The following is a 19,903-nucleotide window of genomic DNA, read 5'->3' on the forward strand; positions in this document are numbered from 1 at the left end:
AGGTGCAATAATGACCAAGAACTGGACACCGACTTCCTGGAGAGGCATGCCTATCAAGCAGGTGCCATACTATCCGGACGCTCAGGCCGTGAGCGATGTCGAGGCCCGTCTTCGTACTTATCCGCCGCTCGTATTTGCAGGTGAGGCGCGCAAGCTAAAGAAGCAGCTTGCAGCTGTTGCCAAGGGTGAAAGCTTTCTGTTGCAGGGCGGCGATTGCGCCGAAAGCTTTGCCGAACATGGTGCGGACAATATCCGCGACTTTTTCCGCGTATTCCTGCAGATGGCCGTCGTCCTGACGTTCGGGGCGTCCAAGCCTATCGTCAAGGTCGGCCGCATCGCCGGCCAGTTCGCCAAGCCGCGTTCCTCGGATACCGAAACGAAGAACGGCATCGAACTTCCGATCTACCGCGGTGATATCATCAATGGTACCGAGTTCACGGAACAGTCGCGAACTCCCGATCCGGCCCGTCAGGAAATGGCGTATCGCCAGTCAGCCGCTACGCTCAACCTTTTGCGCGCTTTCGCACAGGGTGGCTATGCCAATCTGGAGAACGTAAACCAGTGGATGCTGGGTTTCGTTGCCGATAGCCCCCAAGGTGAGCGTTATGGTTCGCTGGCACGCCGCATCTCCGACACGATGGACTTCATGCGTGCCGTGGGTATTACGTCCGAGAGCAATGCCCAGTTGCGCGAGACGGATTTCTATACCAGCCATGAAGCATTGCTTCTCGGTTATGAAGAAGCCTTGACCCGCGTCGATTCTACTTCGGGCGACTGGTACGGCACATCAGGCCATATGATCTGGATCGGCGACCGTACGCGTCAGGCGGATCATGCTCACGTCGAATACTGCCGCGGTATCAAGAACCCGCTTGGTCTCAAGTGCGGTCCGACCTTGGAGCCCGATGACCTGATCCGCTTGATCGACCTCCTCAATCCGGCGAACGAACCGGGCCGCCTGACGCTGATCAATCGCTTCGGCCACGACAAGGTCGGCGATCATCTGCCGAAGCTGATCCGCGCGGTGCAGAAGGAGGGCCGCAACGTGGTCTGGTCCTGTGATCCCATGCATGGCAACACGATCACCGCCAATGGCTATAAAACACGGCCGTTCGACCGCATCCTGAAGGAAGTCGAAAGCTTCTTCGCCGTTCATCATGCCGAAGGAACCTATCCGGGAGGCATCCACATCGAAATGACCGGCAATAACGTGACGGAATGCACCGGCGGTGCGCGGGCGATTTCGGCAGAAGATCTGTCCGATCGCTACCACACCCATTGCGATCCGCGCCTCAATGCCGATCAGGCTCTGGAGCTCGCATTCCTCGTTGCCGAACTTCTCAAGAAGGAGCGTGACAGCCATCCGCAGAAGCTGGCCGTCAACGCCTGACCTGCTGGCCACGCGTGCATATTGCAAAGGGCGGTCTCGGACCGCCCTTTGTTGTGGGTGACCTGTGCAATTCCAATTAGCCCGGTGTTTTGGCTGGAGTTTTGCGTTTCAGGATTCTATCAAGGCTGCATGGACACAAAACCCTCGCGCCGAATCCGCCTGACTGCGTCTTTCCGTTCGTTCATGGAGAATGAGGCCTCCGGGGGCATCATTTTGATGGCAGTTGCCGCTTTGGCGCTGATCATTGCCAATTCACCGCTGAGCGAAGACTACTTCGGGTTCCTGAAGACCTATGTCGGCGGGTTGAGCATCCTGCACTGGATCAATGATGCGCTGATGGCCGTGTTCTTCCTTCTTGTCGGCCTTGAAATCAAGCGTGAGATGATCAGCGGACAGTTGTCGAACTGGTCGCGCCGAGCATTGCCTGGCTTTGCCGCGCTCGGCGGCATGATCGTCCCGGCGCTGATCTTCCTTGCCTTCAACGAAGGGGAGACCATCCGTGGCTGGGCAATCCCGTCCGCCACCGACATTGCCTTTTCGCTCGGGGTGCTGTCGCTGCTCGGCTCGCGGGTCCCGCTATCGCTAAAGGTGTTCCTGACAGCCCTGGCCATCATAGATGATCTTGGCGCTGTCATCATCATCGCCCTGTTCTATTCAGACGGCTTGAACGTGCCTGCGCTGGCAGGCGTGGCCGCTGTCTTTGGCATTCTCATCGCGATGAACTACCTCGGCATGGTGCGGCTGTGGGCATATCTCGTTCTCGGCGTGATCTTGTGGATATTGGTCTTCAAGTCCGGCATCCACGCGACGATCGCCGGTGTGCTGCTTGCCCTGGCCATTCCCATGCGCGGCGAAAAGGGACAGGCGGATTCGCCGCTGCTGGAGCTCGAACACGCGATTCAGCCCTGGGTTGGATTTCTCATTGTGCCCATCTTCGGTTTCGCCAATGCCGGTGTCTCCTTCAGCGGCGTATCGCTGTCCAACCTTGCCGACCCGGTACCGATCGGCGTTGCCGCTGGCCTCTTCTTCGGCAAGCAAATCGGTGTTTTCTCGTTCGCCTGGGTGGCCATCAAACTGCGCCTTGCCGAGCGTCCGGCGGGGGCAACCTGGCTGCAAATTTACAGCGTCGCGATTCTTTGCGGTATTGGCTTTACCATGAGCCTGTTCATCGGATTGCTCGCCTTTGCCAATTCGCCGCTGCTGCAGGATGAAACGAAGCTGGGCGTGCTGCTCGGATCGTTGTTGTCCGCTGTTGTCGGCGCGGCGCTGTTGCGCCTGTCGTTGACACGTCCGGCAAAGGCGTAAATGCGAAAGGCGTCGCTTGCGGCGTCGCCTAAGTTCGTCGTCGATAATCGGGAGGTTGTGGTTGTGGTCGAGTTGCGTCGGGGCTCTTGTCTTTGCGGGAAAGTACATTTCGAAACGCGGGGAAATCTGCGTGGCGTCGTTTATTGCCACTGCTCGCAATGCCGCAAGCAAACCGGCCATTTTCTGGCGGCGACCAATGTTCAGGACGATTCGATAAGCGTTTCTGGCGAAGAGAATATCGGCTGGTATGAGGCGAGCCACTTTGCCAAGCGCGGCTTCTGCAAAAACTGCGGCTCGGTCCTTTTCTGGAAACACAACGAGCTTGACTATATTTCCGTCATGGCAGGGGCATTCGATTATCCTTCCGGACTACGCGCCGAAAGCCATATATTCGTCGCCGACAAAGGCGACTATTACGAGATTGGCGACGACCTGCCGCAATATGAAAAAAGTGGCGGTGGTGTCGTGGTTGCGGGGACTGACCGTTCAAAGGATTGACGCGCGCCAATCTCCCCGTAAAGCTGCCCTCAGCGGAAAACACGGGGGCGGGGCATGCATCGGCTAGTATTGGCATTCATCAATTCCATGCGTGCTCTGAAGCATCTGGCGAAGCATGAGCAAGCGGTCCAGCAAGAACTCATTCTGTTTTTCCTTTCCATTCCCATCGCTGCCCTTATTGCACCCTCCGGTCTTTCTTTCCTGCTTCTGACCGGGTCCGTTTTGTTTCTGATCATGATTGAAGTGCTCAACACCGGCATCGAGGCAGCGTGCGATGCGGTTTCATTGGATTTTCATCGCGAGATCCAGATCGCCAAGGATTGCGGGTCACTTGCCGTGCTGATTTCGATCATCCTGGTTGCAACGGTCTGGTTCTATACGCTCTGGACGGTGTTTTTTTCCTGATGCATGTTACCGCCCACATTGTTTATCGAACAACGAAATGCTAAATACTCAACATGAGCAAAAATCCCGACATTCTCCGTATCGCCATCGCCCAACTCAATCCGGTGCTGGGTGACATCAAGGGCAATCTGGCAAAAGCCCGCGAAGCACGAGCGGACGCCGCACGTCAGGGCGCCGATCTCGTCCTTTACACCGAGCTTTTCATTTCGGGTTACCCACCGGAAGATCTGGTGCTCAAGCGCGCTTTCATCGAAGCCTGTGAAAAGGCGGTGCAGGATTTCGCCCTGGATACCGCCGATGGTGGTCCGGGGGTCATCATAGGAACGCCGCTGAAGCGTGAGACCGGCTTGCACAACTCGGTCATGGTGCTCGACGGCGGTAAAGTGATTGCCGAGCGTTTCAAGGTCGATCTGCCGAACTATGGCGAGTTCGATGAAAAGCGTGTCTTCCAGGCTGGCCCCATGCCCGGTCCCGTCAATTTCCGCGGGGTGCGCATTGGTATTCCAATTTGCGAGGATATCTGGGGCGATCATGACGTCTGCGAAACGCTGGCGGAGAGTGGCGCGGAAATTCTCTGCGTACCCAATGGCTCGCCCTATTATCGCGGCAAGGTCGATGTGCGCTATCAGGTGGCGCTGCGTCAGGTGATCGAGACGGGACTGCCACTGGTCTTTGCAAACCAGCTCGGCGGACAGGACGATCTGATTTTCGACGGTGCCTCCTTTGCGTTCAATGCCGACAAGAACCTTGCGTTCCAGATGTCGCAGTTCGAGGAACAGCTGATCGTCACGACATGGCGGCGCGGAGCCAATGGCTGGGCATGCCATGAAGGGCCGATGTCGAGGATTCCGGAGGGCGAAGAGGCGAATTACCGTGCCTGCATGCTGGGCCTGCGCGATTACGTCAACAAGAATGGCTTCAAGGATGTCGTGCTCGGCCTTTCCGGTGGTATCGACTCCGCGATCTGCGCTGCGCTTGCGGTGGATGCATTGGGCGAAGAGCGCCTGCGCGCCGTCATGATGCCTTATACCTATACGTCGAAAGATTCGCTGAAGGACGCCGAGGATTGCGCCCGCATGCTTGGTTGCCGCTACGACATCGTGCCGATCTTCGAGCCGGTACAGGGCTTCCTCAAGGCGCTTGGCCCGACTTTCGAGGGCACCAAGGAAGGCATTACCGAAGAAAATCTGCAGAGCCGCGCGCGTGGCACCATCCTGATGGCGATTTCCAACAAGTTCGGCTCCATGGTGGTGACCACGGGCAACAAGTCCGAAATGTCGGTCGGCTATGCCACACTCTATGGCGACATGAATGGCGGATATAATCCGATCAAGGACCTTTACAAAATGCAGGTCTATGCCATGTCGGAATGGCGCAATAACAATGTCCCCGCCGGTGGTCTCGGCCCTTCGGGCGAGGTTATCCCGGTGAACATCATCAAGAAGGCGCCCTCGGCCGAGCTGCGTGAAAACCAGACCGACCAGGATTCGCTGCCGCCTTATCCGGTGCTCGACGATATTCTGGAATGCCTCGTCGAGCACGAGATGGGCGTCGATGAAATCGTCGGGCGCGGTCATGACCGCGCGACGGTCGAACGCATCGAGCACCTGCTCTACATTGCCGAATACAAGCGCCGCCAGTCTGCGCCGGGTGTAAAGGTGACAAAGAAGAATTTTGGCCGCGACCGGCGTTATCCGATCACCAACCGGTTTCGGGATCGAAGCTAGACCGGCTAACTGTTGCAATCTGGCCGCACCAATATCCGAAAAGCGCCTGCCTAAAAAACAGGCGCTTGGCGCCCGGGAACGATTCACCTATAAGCGATCTTCCGGCAATGAAGACCGGGAGGTTCACGAATGACAGCTTTTTCCATGTCCCCGCGGGGCGGCGTTCGTTCCTGACACGTGATGACGGGAAGCCTTACGGCCTCTCGATTGACTTCACGAAGTCAAGGTAACTCATCGCCGACATTGGCCTTTCCTGTATCCAGGCGAGTCGCCAAATCAATCATGCCGTACTGATTCTTGTTCCCTTTTCACGGCATTCTTGTCTGAATTTTCTATTGAGGCCGGTGCGCTTGGCGCTGGACATTATCATGTCTTTTTTTCGATTCGACCTGCGCGGTGGTGCATTCCGCAGCGTTCTTGGATTCACCTGGAAACACTGGCAAAAGCAGCCGGTGCGTCTGGCTGTCATTCTTGGTGCGGTGTTGCTTTCGACACTGGCCGACGTTTTGACACCGCTCTATTCAGGGCGGCTCGTCGATGCGGTCGTCAATGGTCACGCCACCGAAGCAGTGGTCTGGAATGCCGCAATCGCGGCGTTCTCGGCGTTGCTTGCCTTGTCGCTGGGTGCGATCGTCCTGCGGCACATCACCTTTATTGCGGTCACGACTCTGACATTGAAGATGATGTCGGATATTGCGTTGGGTGCATTCTACCGCATCCAGCGGTTTTCGACCGACTGGCATGCAAACAGCTTTGCCGGCTCGACCGTGCGCAAGGTAACGCGCGGCATGTGGGCGCTCGATCTCCTGAACGATACGCTGTTGCTCGCCCTGTTCCCGTCGATTGTCATGCTCGCTGGCTCAACAGCACTTATGGCGTGGTACTGGCCAATGATGGGTGTGATCATCGGCATCGGATCGCTGGTCTTTGTCTCGGTCACGATGATGATGTCGCTTGGTTATGTCGCACCGATGGCAAGCCTTGCCAATCGCTGGGACACAAAGCTCGGCGGGTCGCTCGCCGATGCTGTCAGCTGCAATATGGTGGTGAAGGGGTTTGGTGCGGAGAGCCGTGAAGATGCGCGCCTGGCCAAGGTTCTGACCAAATGGCAGGACCGTACAGCCCGCACCTGGATCCGCGGCACACGCAACGGCACGACGCAAGGCTCGATGCTGCTTATCCTTCGGGCTGCGGTCATCGGCTTTGCGCTGGTCCTGTGGTCGAATGGGCAGGCGAGTGCGGGTGACATCACCTTTGTGCTGACATCCTTCTTCATCCTGCAGGGCTACCTGCGGGAAGTCGGGATGCATATCCGCAATTTGCAGCGTTCGGTCAATGACATGGAGGAATTGGTTGATATCCAGAGTCAGCCGCTTGGCATTGAAGACAGGCCTGGCGCCAAGCCGATCCGGATCACCAATGGCAAGATCGAGTTCGACAATGTGACCTTCCTCTACGGTGCGCATCGTCTGCCGCTCTACGACCGGTTCTCGGTGACGATCCGGGCAGGCGAGCGGGTGGGGCTGGTCGGTCACTCCGGATCGGGCAAGACGACTTTCGTCAAGCTGATCCAGCGACTGCATGATGTGAAGGCCGGTCAGATCCTGATCGACGGTCAGGATATTGCCGGCGTGCGCCAGGCCTCGCTGCGTCAGCAGATCGCCATCGTGCAGCAGGAGCCGATCCTGTTTCATCGGTCTTTGGCGGAAAATATCGCCTATGCGCGGCCCGGTGCCACGCAGGAGGAGATCGAGGAGGCCGCAAGGCAGGCCAGCGCGCATGACTTCATTTCGGCTTTGCCGAAGGGGTACAGCACGCTGGTGGGGGAGCGCGGTGTCAAGCTTTCCGGCGGTGAGCGGCAACGCGTGGCCATCGCGCGGGCGTTCCTGGCAGATGCACCCGTTCTCATTCTGGACGAGGCAACCTCCAGCCTCGATTCTGAATCGGAGGTGCTGATCCAGCAGGCCATGGAACGGCTGATGCTGGGACGGACGACGCTGGTGATTGCTCACCGCCTGTCGACCGTGCGTTCGCTCGACCGGCTTCTGGTCTTCGACCACGGCCGGATCGCCGAGGAAGGCAACCATGAAGCGCTGATCAGGCTCAATGGCGGTATCTACCGCGGCCTGTTTGAGCGGCAGGCGCTCGAGCTGACCAAGGGGCTTGTCCTCAACGACGACTAAGAATATGGGCCGCGTGCAGGCGCGGCCCATATTGCCAATTGTAGCGGCATCCGATATGCCCCCAGCATGACCATCACCGTCCGTTTTGCACCATCTCCGACCGGTTACATCCACATTGGCAACACGCGGATTGCCTTGTTCAACTGGCTGTTCGCGCTGAAGAACAATGGCCAATTCATCCTGCGCTTTGACGATACGGATACTATTCGTTCCAAGACGGAATATGCCGAGGCGACGATCGCGGATCTTGACTGGCTGGGTATCAAACCGGTGCGTATCGAATACCAGTCTAAGCGTATTGCGAACTATGACGCGGCAGCCGCGAGGCTCAAGGCATCGGGCCTGCTTTATCCCTGTTATGAGACGGCCGAGGAACTGGAACGCAAGCGCAAACTGCGTCTGGCTCGCCGCCTGCCGCCAATCTATGGCCGGGATGCCCTTAAACTGACAGATGCCGACAGGGCAAAGCTTGAAGCGGAGGGCCGGCGTCCGCATTGGCGTTTTCTCCTGCCAAACTTCAAGGACGATCCATTTTCGATTGCGAGGACCGAAGTTCACTGGGACGATCTCGTGCGTGCCAGGGAAACGGTTGATCTTTCGTCGCTGTCGGACCCGGTTCTGGTGCGTGAGGACGGCACCTATCTCTATACGTTTACATCGGTCGTCGACGACATAGATATGGAAATCTCCCATATCATCCGTGGCAATGACCATATCACCAATAGCGGCGTTCAGATCTCGATCATCGAGGCTCTGGGGGCGAAGGTCCCCGAACTCGGGCATATCAACCTCCTGACGACCGCCTCCGGCGAGGGAATTTCCAAACGTACCGGGGCACTCTCGATCGGCAGCTTGCGCCGTGACGGTTATGAGCCGATGGCTGTTGCCAGCTTGGCGGTGTTGATCGGTACATCGGAAAATGTCACTGCTGTATCCAGCATGGATGCGCTTGCAGCGATTTTTGATCCCGCGGCCACATCGAAATCCGCGTCGAAGTTCGACCCTGCAGACCTCGATGCACTCAATCGGTCGCTGATTCACGCCATGCCCTTCGCCGACGCGAAAGAGCGTCTTGAGGCGCTGGGGATCAAAGGCGATCGCGCAGAAGATTTCTGGCTGGCTGTGCGCGGCAATCTTTCGCGCGTGTCGGATGCCGCCAGCTGGTGGAAGATCATCAAGGACGGCCCTGCAACGGATGAGCAGCTTGCCGAAGAGGATCGCGAGTTCGTCGGGGCCGCGTTCGATCTGCTACCGCCTGAGCCGTGGAATCGTGACACATGGAAACAGTGGACCGATGCCGTAAAAGCGCAGAGCGGGCGAAAGGGCAAGCCGCTATTCATGCCGCTGCGTGTCGCGCTTACCGGCCTGACTTCTGGTCCGGAGCTTGCAGACTTGTTGCCCCTGCTTGGTCGGGAAGGAACGCTGGCCCGACGACCCTGACCTTGCGGTTGGGGTCGATGGGCTTGTCTTCGGTCAAGGGTTTCGGCTTCTCGATATTTCCCTTCGCTGGCTCGCCCAATTGAATAATTGAAGAGGGGTTCGCTGCCTCCGCAGCAGGTGCGGGCTCCGCAGGCTTGCTTTCCGTGGGTTTCGCCGGTTCTGACCTGGCTTCGAGCGATTTGTTTGCATCGGGAGCTGGTACGGGTTTGACTGGTTCCACGGGTACTTCCCGCGGATTTCCCAGCGTCTTGAAGTTTCCGGCAGGCTTCTGGCAAAAACATTGCGGCGTTGCAGTGGCGCCAACATTCCTGAACTTGAAAGCGTTCGGCATGTTTTTGTAAACATCCCCTCTCAGCGAAATCATTGTTTCAGGATTCTGGTTGTCGGTCGGCTGATAAAAAAGCTTTGCGCCCGGGCATTGGGCCTGACATTGCGTTTGATCACGCGAGAAATTCTCGGCACCCGTTTCGTAGGAAATCGGGAAATAGTAACCGTCGCATGTGCGCACGCACAGCGTCTGATAGCGGCCGCCGTAAACCGGTGCTGTGCTCATTTCCCGCTCGATCGGTTCCGGCTCGTTCCCGAGGATATCATAGGGACGCGGCTGAGCCACATCGCCTGGCAACTCCTGCAATGGCTGGTCGCGTTGCGGCTCATCGTAAAGCGGGACATCGCGCCGGGGCTCCGCATGGATCGGCTCATCGATTGTGGGGCAGTCATTTGCATCAAGCGCCGCTTCAACCCGATCGCGCCGGAGCGTGAGTTCATAATCGTCCGGATCAGAGCTGCTGTTAAGCTGATCAAGCCGTTGCTGCATCCGCATGCAAATATCTGAATTTGCAGAAGCAAGCTGCGTCGTTGCCACAATGGCGGCAACGGCAAATACAAGGAGGTGAAGTAACCGATACATCCAGAAGCCCGGGGTTATCATGCGCATTCGAGGGGAAACGAATGCGCATGACCCATCCACAATGATGCGGCAGTAATGAGACATTCGCAGGCTTATTCCGTACGTTGTGATGCCTCCACAACAGCCAGAGCCGTCATGTTGACGATCCCGCGTGATGTCACGGACGGCGTCAGGATGTGCGCCGGCTTAGCCGCGCCAAGCAGGATCGGTCCGACGTGCAGTGCGTCGGTTACCGTCTTGACGACGTTGAGCGTGATGTTTGCGGCATCGAGGTTGGGGAAGACCAGCAAATTGGCTTCGTCGCGCAGACGCGAATGCGGAAGAACGCGCTCACGCAGGACCTGCGAAAGTGCGGAGTCGCCGTGCATTTCGCCGTCCTGTTCCAAATCTGGGGCCTTCGCCCGCAGGATTTCCGAGGCAGTACGCATTTTTGCGGCGCTATCGGAATCGCGCGAGCCGAAATTGGAGTGAGACAGCAATGCTGCCTTTGGCTCGATTCCGAAGCGGCGGATTTCATTGGCCGCAAGAACAGTCTTTTCGGCGATTTCCTCGGCGGTCGGATCAATGCTGACATAGGTGTCAGTGAGGAAGAGCACGCCGCGCTGCGAGATGAGCAGGCTCAGGGCAGAGAAATTGCGAATGCCTTCGGATTTGCCGATGATCTGGTCGACGTTGCGCAGGTGCCGTTCGAAACGGCCCTCGAGACCGCAAATCATCGCATCAGCTTCACCGCGGACGATGGCAAGAGCAGCAATGGCAGTGCTGCTGCCGCGAACGACGCTTCGCGCCACTTCCGGCGTCGTGCCGCGCCGCCCGGTCAAATTGACGAGGAGATCGACATAGTCGCGGTACCTCGGATCGTCTTCGGGGTTGATGACGTCGAAATCGGTGCCGATCTTGATCTTCAGGCCGTAGCGCTGCAGACGAGACTCGATGACCTGCGGACGCCCGATCAGCGTAGGGACGGCGATCCCTTCCTCCAGCACCACCTGCGCAGCACGCAGGACGCGCTCATCTTCGCCGTCAGAATAGATCACGCGCTTCTTCTCGGCAGTCTTTGCTGCCGTGAAGATCGGCTTCATGATCAGGCCGGAGCGGAAGACGAAACGGTTCAACCGGTCAAGATAGGCGTCGAAATCCTCGATGGGACGCTCGGCAACCCCGGTCTCCATGGCCGCTTTCGCCACTGCCGGGGCGATGCGCAGGATGAGGCGCGGATCGAAAGGCGAAGGAATGAGGTAGTTCGGACCGAAAGTTGGCGTTTCACCGGAATAGGCGCGCGCCGCCACATCCGATGGCTCTTCGCGGGCGAGCGCCGCAATGGCCTTCACCGCGGCCATTTTCATTTCCTCGTTGATCGCGCTCGCCCCGCAATCAAGTGCGCCACGGAAGATGTAGGGGAAGCAAAGAACGTTATTGACCTGGTTGGGGAAATCCGACCGGCCCGTGCAGATCATGGCATCAGCGCGCGCGGCGCGTGCTTCTTCCGGCATGATTTCCGGGTTCGGGTTGGCAAGTGCCATGATCAGCGGGTTGGGGGCCATCTGCTTCAGAAGCTCAGGCTTCAACACGCCGGCGGCGGACAGGCCAAGGAAAACGTCAGCGCCGCCGATGACGTCGGCGAGCACGCGTGCATCGGTCTTCTGCACGTAGACTGATTTCCAGCGATCCATCAACGTATTGCGGCCTTCATAGACGACGCCATCGATGTCACAGACCCAGATGTTCTTCCGGTCCGCACCGAGTTTTACCAGCAGGTTAAGGCAGGCAAGGGCCGCTGCGCCGGCGCCGGAAGCGACGATCTTCACCTTGGAAAGGTCTTTGCCAGCAAGCTCCATACCGTTGAGGATAGCCGCTGCCACGATGATCGCCGTGCCGTGCTGATCGTCATGGAAGACAGGAATGTTCATCTTGGCGCGGAGCTGTTCCTCGACCTCGAAACATTCAGGAGCCTTGATGTCTTCGAGGTTGATACCGCCGAAGGTCGGCTCGAGTGCCGCTACCACATCGACGATCTTGTTGATCTCCTGGGCGTCGATTTCGATGTCGAAGACATCGATATTGGCGAATTTCTTGAACAGGACGGCTTTGCCTTCCATAACGGGCTTGGATGCAAGCGGTCCGATATTGCCGAGGCCAAGAACCGCAGTGCCGTTGGAGATGACGGCGACGAGGTTGGCACGGCTCGTATAATCTGCTGCCGTTGCCGGATTCTCGTGAATGGCAAGACATGGCGCGGCAACGCCAGGCGAATAGGCAAGTGCCAGGTCGCGTTGATTCCCCAGCGTCTTCGTAGCCTGGATTTCCAGCTTACCCGGTTGAGGAAAGCGATGATAGAACAGGGCGCTTTCTTCAAGGTCGGAACTGCTGGGTAGGTTGTCCTTGGCCATGGATGAAGTCCTCCGGGAAAATTGGCTCAGCGTCATAAATTCGCGTTTCAATTTGTGTAGCACGCATAAATAACAGCGCGAGGCATAAATGAAGTCTATTTTGTTACAAGTGTTTATCTTCTGAAAACACCGACTTTTCCGTGCCGTCATATGATTGTGACATGAATCGGGTTTGTGTCAGCGCAACTGGACGCCCCGGCGTCAGCGCTGAACGGAGATCAGCACCATGGTCGAGCACGAGGCCCGTAAGTTCCGTACGCTGTTTTTGTCCGATGTACATCTCGGCTCGAAAGGCGCGAAGGCAAATTTCCTTCTCGATTTCCTGAAATACCACGATGCGGATACGATTTATCTTGTCGGCGACATTGTCGATGGCTGGCGCCTGCGCCGCAGCTGGCATTGGCCACAGGAACACAACGATATCGTCCAGAAGCTTTTGCGCAAGAGCCGCAAGGGCGCCCGCATCCTCTATATCGCGGGCAATCACGACGAGTTCCTGCGCGATTTTCAGGGGACGCATTTCGGCGGCATCGAGGTGATGGATCGCACGATGCATGAGACAGCCGACGGCCGGAAGTTCCTGGTCATCCATGGCGACCAGTTCGACGTCGTGGTGCGCAATGCCCGGCATATCGCCTATCTCGGCGACTGGGCCTACGACGCCGCGCTGGCCATCAACACGATCATGAACAAGGTACGGCGCATGCTCGGCCTGCGCTACTGGTCGTTTTCGGCCTGGGCAAAGTTCCGGGTCAAGAAAACTGTGAACTTTATCGGTTCATTTCAGACAGTGGTTTCCGAGGAAGCCCGGCGTATCGGCGCTGACGGCGTAATTTGCGGTCACATCCACCACGCAACGATCGAGCACATAGACGGTATAGAGTACATCAATACCGGCGACTGGGTGGAAAGTTGCACCGCAATTGTCGAACATCATGATGGCCGCATGGAGCTGCTGTCGTGGACGCATCTGATCGGCGAGCTGGCCGGTTTCGCACCCGTCGTTCGACTGGACGACAAGCGTCCAAAGGCGGCGAATGCGGCCTGAGGGTAGCGCCCAGCCAAAACGGCTCGTCATTGTTTCTGACGCCTGGCACCCGCAGGTGAACGGTGTGGTGCGGACGCTGACCAAGTTGCGCGAGCAGATGGAAGCGCGCGGCTTTGAGGTGACGATCATTTCGCCAGCAGACTATCGTTCGGCCCCCTGTCCAACTTATCCGGAAATCCGCCTGGCATTGACCCATCCGTTCGCGGTCAAGGCGCGGATCGAGGCGCTTCAGCCGGCATTCGTCCATATTGCCACGGAAGGCCCACTCGGCATCATGGCGCGGCGAGCTTGCCTGAAGAACAATTGGCGCTTTACCACCAGCTTCCACACGCGATTTCCCGAATATCTGCGCGAGAGGCTGCCGATCCCGCTTTCCTGGACCTATGGTTTCCTCCGGCGTTTTCATAATGCGGCTGAAAGCTGTCTTGTCCCCACGCAATCGATCCATGACGAACTGGTGGCCCGAGGCTTCGATACGCTTAAGGTGTGGACGCGCGGCGTGGACCGTGAACTCTTCCGTCCCCGACCGGAAGTTGATCTCAAGCTGGCCCGTCCGATTTTCCTGTGCGTCGGCCGTGTTGCACCGGAAAAAAACCTCGAAGCGTTCCTGTCGCTTGATCTGCCTGGAACCAAGCTCATCGTCGGCGACGGTCCGGATCTGGAGGAATTGAAGCGGAAATTCCCGAAGGCCGTGTTTGCCGGCAAGAAAGAGGGCGATGAGCTTGCCCAATTCTATGCGGGGTCTGATGTCTTCGTTTTCCCAAGCCGCACCGACACATTCGGACTGGTGCTCCTGGAAGCCATAGCCTGCGGTCTGCCCGTGGCTGGCTATCCCGTGCCCGGCCCAAAGGATGTAATCGGCGCCTCGGGTGCGGGCGTCCTCTCAAACGACTTGCGGGAAGCGGCGCTCGCCGCGCTGGATATGGGCCGCGTCGATCCCGATGTCAGGCTCCAGGGTTTCAGCTGGGAGGCCTGCGCCGATATTTTCGAGAGCGTGCTGACGACAATTGTCGGTTCGAGGGAACTTGCAGCGAGCAAGGTGAAATCCAGTCGCGCTGTATCTGCTCAATAGCAATATTCCATTTGTTGGGAAGTCAAATCTCAATCGAAGAATAAAATCACCAGCGTTTCTAGGCGCTTGGGAATTTTCGTGTTAGTTCGAAAATTCAGGCAATGCAGGGTTGCGATTCTGCCTGGGCCATTCTGATCTTCCGAAAGTTCTTCAATGATAGCCGCCGCCTCAGCGGACACGTACCAGGAGAAGCCGCCTCGTTTCGAGCTGCGGGTTGCACTGGCCTATTTCGCGATTTTCATGTCCAGCGGATTGCACCTGCCGTATTTTCCGCTGTGGCTCGAGTACCGCTCCCTGACGCCGACGCAAATCGCCATCGTCCTGTCCATGCCGCTTTTCGTGCGTGTCATTGCAGCGCCGCTGGTTTCCATGCTCGCAGACCGCTCAAACGACCGCGCGCATATTCTGACCATTGCCACGATCCTCGCGGTCCTGGTCGCTGCCTTCTACTTTGTGCCCTTCGGCTTTGCGGGAATTCTGGTTGTTTCGCTGGCATTGGCACCGCCGTGGACATCGCAGGTACCGCTTGCCGACACAATCGCCTTGTCGGGTGTGCGCCGCTATGGCGCTGATTTTGCCAAGATGCGTGTATGGGGATCGATATCCTTTCTGCTCACCTCGTTCGTTGGCGGTATTTTTATCCAGAATGTGGGCGAACACATCATACCGTGGGCATTGCTGGGCACACTGATAGCAGCATGCGCCATGAGCTTCATTGTGCCGCGCATCGGCAAGCCGCGCCGCCTGTCTCCACTTTCGGATGTGGACATGGCGGACGCGGGCAGGGCGCTGCGACGGCCGGCCTTCGTCACCTTTCTGATCGCCACCGGCATTACCCAGGCCAGTCATGCCTATGGCTACAGTTTCTCCGCGATCTATTGGAAATCGATCGGTATCGGGGAAACCATGATCGGAACGCTGTGGTCGATTTCCGTGGTGGCGGAAGTGATCATGTTCACCTGTTTCCGCCGGCTTTTCGGCCGCCTTCACCCGGCCAAGGTGCTGATGATCGGCTCGGCAGTCGCGATGTTCCGATGGACGGTGTTTCCGCTCATTGCTCCGGCCGGTCTGGGCGTCGCCGGGTTTCTGGTTGTCCAGAGCCTGCATGCTTTCTCGTTCGCGCTTTCGTTTCTCGGCATGCAGAAGATGATCGCGCTTACAATTCCCGAAGAACGTGGTGGCACTGCCCAAGGACTTTCAACATTTTTTATCGGCACATCTCTGGCAATTGTCACGATGGCATCCGGCCCGCTCTACAGCGCCACCGGCATCTATGGTTTCTATGTTATGGTCGCTTTCGCTGCTTTCGGGCTCTTCCTCGCGAATGTCTCGCTAAGGCTCGAACAACGGGAGGCCTAGGAAAAGGAATCTAGCCCCAGAGTTCCGGTTCGGGTGGTGAGACACGGCTGCCTTCGAAAACCAGACCGGGATCGCGATCTTCTTTCAGGATCAGGGGACCATCGAGATCGACAAAATCCGCGTCCTGAGCTACCAGTGTGGCAGGTGCCATCGCCAGCGACGTTCCGACCATGCAGCCGACCATGATGCCAAAACCAAGTTCGCGGGCGCGCTTTTGCATGCGCAGCGCCTCCGTCAGACCGCCGGTCTTGTCGAGCTTGATGTTGATACTGTCGTAGCGGCCAAGCAACGTGTGAAGATCATCGGTGCCATGGGCGCTTTCATCGGCACAGACCGGTACCGGGTGCGGTATCTCGGCAAGGATATCGTCCTTTCCGGCAGGGAGAGGCTGCTCGATGAGCACCACGCCGGCCTTGGCCGCAGCAAGCATGTTCTCAACGATGTTGTCGCCGCTCCAACCCTCATTGGCGTCGATGATGATGCGGCTCGCGGGTGCCGCCTCGGCAACCAAGCGAATGCGTTCCGCATCATTGTCCCCGCCCACTTTGACCTTGATCAACGGCCGGTCGGCAAAGGCAGCAGCTGAAGCAGCCATCGCCCGGGCATTACCGAAAGAGACGGTAACTGCCGTGGTAAGGTCCCGCAACGGAGGCAGCCCGACCATGTCCGCCACCAGCTTGCCGCTGCGCTTGGCCTCCAGATCCCATAATGCACAATCAATGGCGTTGCGGGCGGCACCTGCACCGATGAGAGCGGGCAAATCCTCCCGGGTGGCGCCGTTCAGCAACGCGTCGCGCAGCTTTTCAATTTCGCCGCAGACAGAATCGAGGCTTTCGCCATAGCGTGCGTAGGGCACACATTCGCCACGTCCGACATAGTCGCCATCGGTCAGAATGCAGAGCACGACCGCAGCTTCGGTTTTTGAGCCGCGGGAGATTGTAAACGCCCCCGCTATGGGCCAGCGCTCAACCATTATCTCCATTTTTAGTGCCATTTTTCACGCCTTAATTGTTCAAGTGACATCAGCCAAGAGACTCGATATGTGTGTGTGATGTTGACCGATAGAGCAAACAATTCAAGTGCTTCTACCGCAGCGCCGCCTCACGTTGAATTCAGCAAGGAAGGCGATCGCGCGACGGTCACGCTTACTGGTGCATGGACGACCCGCAACGTTCGCCGCGTTGACGAGCGTATGCGCGAAATCGGTCGCGATAACGGCTTTTCAAGTGCTGTAATTGACCTTTCGGGCATTGAATTGCTCGATACCGCCGGAACCTGGCTGGTCGAACGCTTGCGTACCAGGCTTGAAAAGGCCGGCAAGCAAGTCACGATCGAGGGCCAGGCCGAGAGTTGGGGCGCGCTGTTTGAGGCTGTGGGCGAAGCTGCGGCAGCCCCCGAGGATGCAGTTCCTGCCGCAAAGCCCAGTCTGGTGATTCGCTTTCTGGAGACCATTGGCAAAACCGTCTACGCCTTTGGGGACGATTTCATCATGGCGATGCACATCCTGGGCGCCACCGTACGCGGCGCCCAGATGAAGGGTAGCGGCCGCAGCGGCATCAGGCCCGCGGCCATCGTTCACCAGATCGACAGCATGGGTATCGGCGCCGTTCCAGTCGTTGTGCTGATGTCAACGATCATCGGCGCGATCATCGCGCAACAAGGTGCGTTTCAGCTGCGCTATTTCGGGGCCGAGATTTTCGTCGTTGATCTCGTCGGTATTCTCGTCCTGCGCGAAATCGGCGTGCTTCTGACCGCGATCATGATTGCCGGGCGTTCCGGCAGTGCGATCACGGCAGAGATAGGCTCGATGAAGATGCGTGAGGAGACGGATGCGCTGACCGTCATCGGTCTCAATCCGGTGGGTGTTCTGGTATTTCCGCGCCTTGTCGCGCTGGTGATCTCACTGCCATTGCTGACGATCATAGCCGACTTTGCCGCTCTCATGGGCGCAATCGTCATCACCTGGGCCTACTCCGGAATCACTCCCGACGCATTCATTCAGCGGCTGCGCGATGCCATTGATTTGTCGAGCTACTTGGCGGGCTTGATCAAGGCACCATTCATGGCGATGATCATCGGCATCATGGCTTCCGTCGAAGGAATGAAAGTCGGTGGAAGTGCGGAGTCGCTTGGCCAGCGTGTGACCGCATCCGTGGTCAAATCGATTTTCGTGGTGATCGTCGTTGATGGTATTTTCGCTATCTTCTACGCATCGATCAATTTTTAGGTCAGGGACCGCCGAGGCGCATGACTCCGACAGCAGCCAACAAACAGATCCCCGACACAGAGGCCAAGGATGTCATCCTTTCTATAAAGGATGTCAGCGTTTCATTCGGCACGTCGAAAGTGCTCGATAATCTGTCACTTGACGTCTATCGCGGCGAGATTCTTGGTTTCGTTGGTGCATCCGGTACTGGCAAGTCGGTTCTTATGCGGGCAATACTTGGCCTGAACCAGAAGCAATCCGGAAAGATCAGCATTTTTGGCCACGATATCGACAAGGCTTCCGAACAGGAAAAGCTCGGCGTCGATATGCGCATGGGGGTACTGTTTCAGCATGGCGCGCTGTTTTCATCGCTGACGGTGCTGGAAAACATTCAGGTCCCCATGCGTGAGTACCTTGATATTCCACAAAGGCTGATGGATGAATTGGCGCGCCTGAAGATCGACCTCGTCGGACTGAAGCCCGACACGGCGGAAAAATACCCGTCGGAACTTTCCGGCGGCATGATCAAGCGCGCGGCTCTTGCCCGTGCACTGTCGCTCGATCCGGAGATTGTCTTTCTCGACGAGCCGACCTCGGGTCTCGATCCGATTGGCGCGGCGGATTTTGATGAGCTTATCGCCAACCTGCGCGATACGATGGGGCTTACGGTCTACATGGTGACCCACGACCTCGACAGCCTGTTCGCGGTTTGCGACCGAATCGCTGTATTGGGTAAGAAGAAGGTTCTCGTTGAAGGAACCATCGACGACATGCTGGCGTTTGATGACCCGTGGGTTCAAGAATATTTCCGCGGCAAGCGTGCGCGCCAGATCGTCAGCAATGGCAACAGCAGGCGGCGGCCAGGAGGCGATGGAACGACGCCACAGCCTGCACAAGGACGAGAAGGTCAGGTGGAATAGACCATGGAAACGAAAGCCAATTATGTCCTGGTCGGGATTTTCACGCTGGTCGTCTGCATTTTTGCGTTCGGCTTTGTCTACTGGATCGCCCGTTATGGCGATCGAAGCGAAACTGCCACGCTTGAAATCCGCATCGTCGGCTCTGTTACCGGCCTCGCCGAAGGCAGTCAGGTGCTTTTCAACGGTATCAAGGTGGGCAGCGTCCGGCGGCTGTTCATCGACGCCAATAATCCCGATGCGGTGATCGCCCAGACGGAAGTCAACGCAACGACTCCGATCACCCGTTCGACACAGGCGACGTTAGGCTTTGCCGGCTTGACCGGTCAGGCGTTCATCGAGCTCAAGGGCGGCAAGCTCAACGAGCCGAACCTGCTCGAGGAAGCCGCGAAAGACGATCAGATCGCCCGCATGGATGCTGATCCTTCGGTGGTGAACAACCTTCTGCAAAAGGCGCAAACGATCCTCGAACGCGTCGACGGTGCGGTGAGCACGATCGAAAGTTTTATTACCGAAGTGAAGGGCCCTTTGGTCGATACGGTCAACAATACGAAGAAGTTTACCGACGCGCTCGCGAACAATTCGGAAGTCATCGACAAGTTCAGCCAAAGCGCGGAAGACGTGCAGGCCGTGGTCAAGGAGGCGCGGGAAATGATGACGCGTCTCAATTCTGCATCGACCCGGGTCGATGGCGTTCTCGTCAAACTCGACAAGCAACTTTCGGATCAGGATGGCAGTGTTGTGAGGGAAGCGCGCGAAACAATGCAATCCTATCGCGCAGTGGCCGACAATCTCAACGCGCGACTCGGTCCGATCACCGACAACATCAACCGATTCTCTGGACAGGGCTTGCGCGACGTGCAGGCGCTCGTAAATGAGAGCCGTCAATCGGTCCAGCGGATCGAGCGGGCGATCACCGATCTTGAAAAGAACCCCCAGCGCGTGATTTTCGGTGGGGGAGGCAACGTTCCTGAATATGACGGGCGCACACGCCGTTGACTTTGGCAGATTCGCATCGCATGAAGGCTAACGGATCGTTGCGCTTCGCGGGGA

General features: G+C 57.7%; 16 protein-coding genes. 13 read left to right on the top strand and 3 right to left on the bottom strand.

The features are described from left to right. Positions 1 to 10 precede the first annotated feature (10 nt). The 7 genes from CU103_RS05540 (at position 11) to gltX (ending at position 8,948) form a co-directional block, all read left to right on the top strand. Positions 11 to 1,390 carry a class II 3-deoxy-7-phosphoheptulonate synthase gene (locus tag CU103_RS05540; RefSeq protein ID WP_106662932.1) on the top strand — a complete coding sequence of 460 codons (1,380 nt, stop codon included), beginning with the start codon at positions 11 to 13 and terminating at the stop codon, positions 1,388 to 1,390. Between the two features lie 129 nt (positions 1,391 to 1,519). Then, positions 1,520 to 2,695: a Na+/H+ antiporter NhaA gene (gene nhaA / locus CU103_RS05545; protein ID WP_106662933.1), complete on the top strand. Its 1,176-nt coding sequence runs from the start codon at positions 1,520 to 1,522 to the stop codon at positions 2,693 to 2,695. Next, positions 2,696 to 3,193, top strand: coding sequence for a GFA family protein (locus CU103_RS05550; protein WP_106662934.1), 498 nt, complete (start codon positions 2,696 to 2,698; stop codon positions 3,191 to 3,193). Between the two features lie 54 nt (positions 3,194 to 3,247). After that, positions 3,248 to 3,598, top strand: a complete 351-nt coding sequence (locus tag CU103_RS05555) for a diacylglycerol kinase (protein WP_106662935.1) — start codon at positions 3,248 to 3,250, stop codon at positions 3,596 to 3,598. Positions 3,599 to 3,651: 53 nt separating this feature from the next. Further along, complete coding sequence (locus tag CU103_RS05560) at positions 3,652 to 5,325, top strand: NAD+ synthase (protein WP_106662936.1); 1,674 nt, start codon at positions 3,652 to 3,654, stop codon at positions 5,323 to 5,325. A 368-nt stretch (positions 5,326 to 5,693) separates the two neighbouring features. Then, positions 5,694 to 7,508 (top strand): ABC transporter ATP-binding protein, encoded by a 1,815-nt coding sequence (locus tag CU103_RS05565; RefSeq protein WP_106663313.1) that lies wholly within the window; start codon positions 5,694 to 5,696, stop codon positions 7,506 to 7,508. A 66-nt stretch (positions 7,509 to 7,574) separates the two neighbouring features. Further along, complete coding sequence (gene gltX, locus CU103_RS05570; RefSeq protein ID WP_106662937.1) at positions 7,575 to 8,948, top strand: glutamate--tRNA ligase; 1,374 nt, start codon at positions 7,575 to 7,577, stop codon at positions 8,946 to 8,948. Here the strand turns inward: gltX and CU103_RS05575 are convergent. Both CU103_RS05575 and CU103_RS05580 read right to left on the bottom strand, forming a co-directional pair. After that, positions 8,866 to 9,858: a DUF2865 domain-containing protein gene (locus tag CU103_RS05575; protein WP_170116988.1), complete on the bottom strand. Its 993-nt coding sequence runs from the start codon at positions 9,856 to 9,858 to the stop codon at positions 8,866 to 8,868. The genes gltX and CU103_RS05575 overlap by 83 nt on opposite strands. A 92-nt stretch (positions 9,859 to 9,950) precedes the next feature. After that, positions 9,951 to 12,248 (bottom strand): NADP-dependent malic enzyme, encoded by a 2,298-nt coding sequence (locus CU103_RS05580; protein ID WP_106662939.1) that lies wholly within the window; start codon positions 12,246 to 12,248, stop codon positions 9,951 to 9,953. 226 nt (positions 12,249 to 12,474) lie between these two features. Here CU103_RS05580 and CU103_RS05585 point away from each other — a divergent pair, with 226 nt between their 5' ends. The 3 genes from CU103_RS05585 to CU103_RS05595 all read left to right on the top strand — a co-directional run bounded on the left by CU103_RS05585 (position 12,475) and on the right by CU103_RS05595 (position 15,727). Then, on the top strand, positions 12,475 to 13,296 hold the full coding sequence (locus CU103_RS05585; RefSeq protein WP_106662940.1) for a UDP-2,3-diacylglucosamine diphosphatase: 822 nt from the start codon (positions 12,475 to 12,477) through the stop codon (positions 13,294 to 13,296). Next, complete coding sequence (locus tag CU103_RS05590) at positions 13,286 to 14,368, top strand: glycosyltransferase family 4 protein (RefSeq protein ID WP_106662941.1); 1,083 nt, start codon at positions 13,286 to 13,288, stop codon at positions 14,366 to 14,368. The genes CU103_RS05585 and CU103_RS05590 overlap by 11 nt, the downstream gene beginning before the upstream one ends. Before the next feature lie 153 nt (positions 14,369 to 14,521). Further along, complete coding sequence (locus CU103_RS05595) at positions 14,522 to 15,727, top strand: MFS transporter (protein WP_106662942.1); 1,206 nt, start codon at positions 14,522 to 14,524, stop codon at positions 15,725 to 15,727. Positions 15,728 to 15,737: 10 nt separating this feature from the next. Here the strand turns inward: CU103_RS05595 and dgcA are convergent, their stop codons facing one another. Continuing rightward, positions 15,738 to 16,721 carry an N-acetyl-D-Glu racemase DgcA gene (dgcA, locus tag CU103_RS05600; protein ID WP_106662943.1) on the bottom strand — a complete coding sequence of 328 codons (984 nt, stop codon included), beginning with the start codon at positions 16,719 to 16,721 and terminating at the stop codon, positions 15,738 to 15,740. 57 nt (positions 16,722 to 16,778) lie between these two features. Between dgcA and CU103_RS05605 the strand changes: the two genes are divergently transcribed. Genes CU103_RS05605 through CU103_RS05615 form a run of 3 tightly spaced genes read left to right on the top strand, consistent with a single transcriptional unit; the run spans position 16,779 to position 19,849 of the window. Then, positions 16,779 to 17,954: an ABC transporter permease gene (locus CU103_RS05605; RefSeq protein ID WP_106662944.1), complete on the top strand. Its 1,176-nt coding sequence runs from the start codon at positions 16,779 to 16,781 to the stop codon at positions 17,952 to 17,954. Positions 17,955 to 17,974: 20 nt separating this feature from the next. Then, positions 17,975 to 18,853: an ABC transporter ATP-binding protein gene (locus CU103_RS05610; protein ID WP_106662945.1), complete on the top strand. Its 879-nt coding sequence runs from the start codon at positions 17,975 to 17,977 to the stop codon at positions 18,851 to 18,853. A gap of 3 nt (positions 18,854 to 18,856) precedes the next feature. After that, complete coding sequence (locus CU103_RS05615) at positions 18,857 to 19,849, top strand: MlaD family protein (protein WP_106662946.1); 993 nt, start codon at positions 18,857 to 18,859, stop codon at positions 19,847 to 19,849. Positions 19,850 to 19,903: the final 54 nt, after the last annotated feature.

This window comes from Phyllobacterium sophorae, from assembly GCF_003010965.1.
GTDB lineage: Bacteria > Pseudomonadota > Alphaproteobacteria > Rhizobiales > Rhizobiaceae > Phyllobacterium > Phyllobacterium sophorae.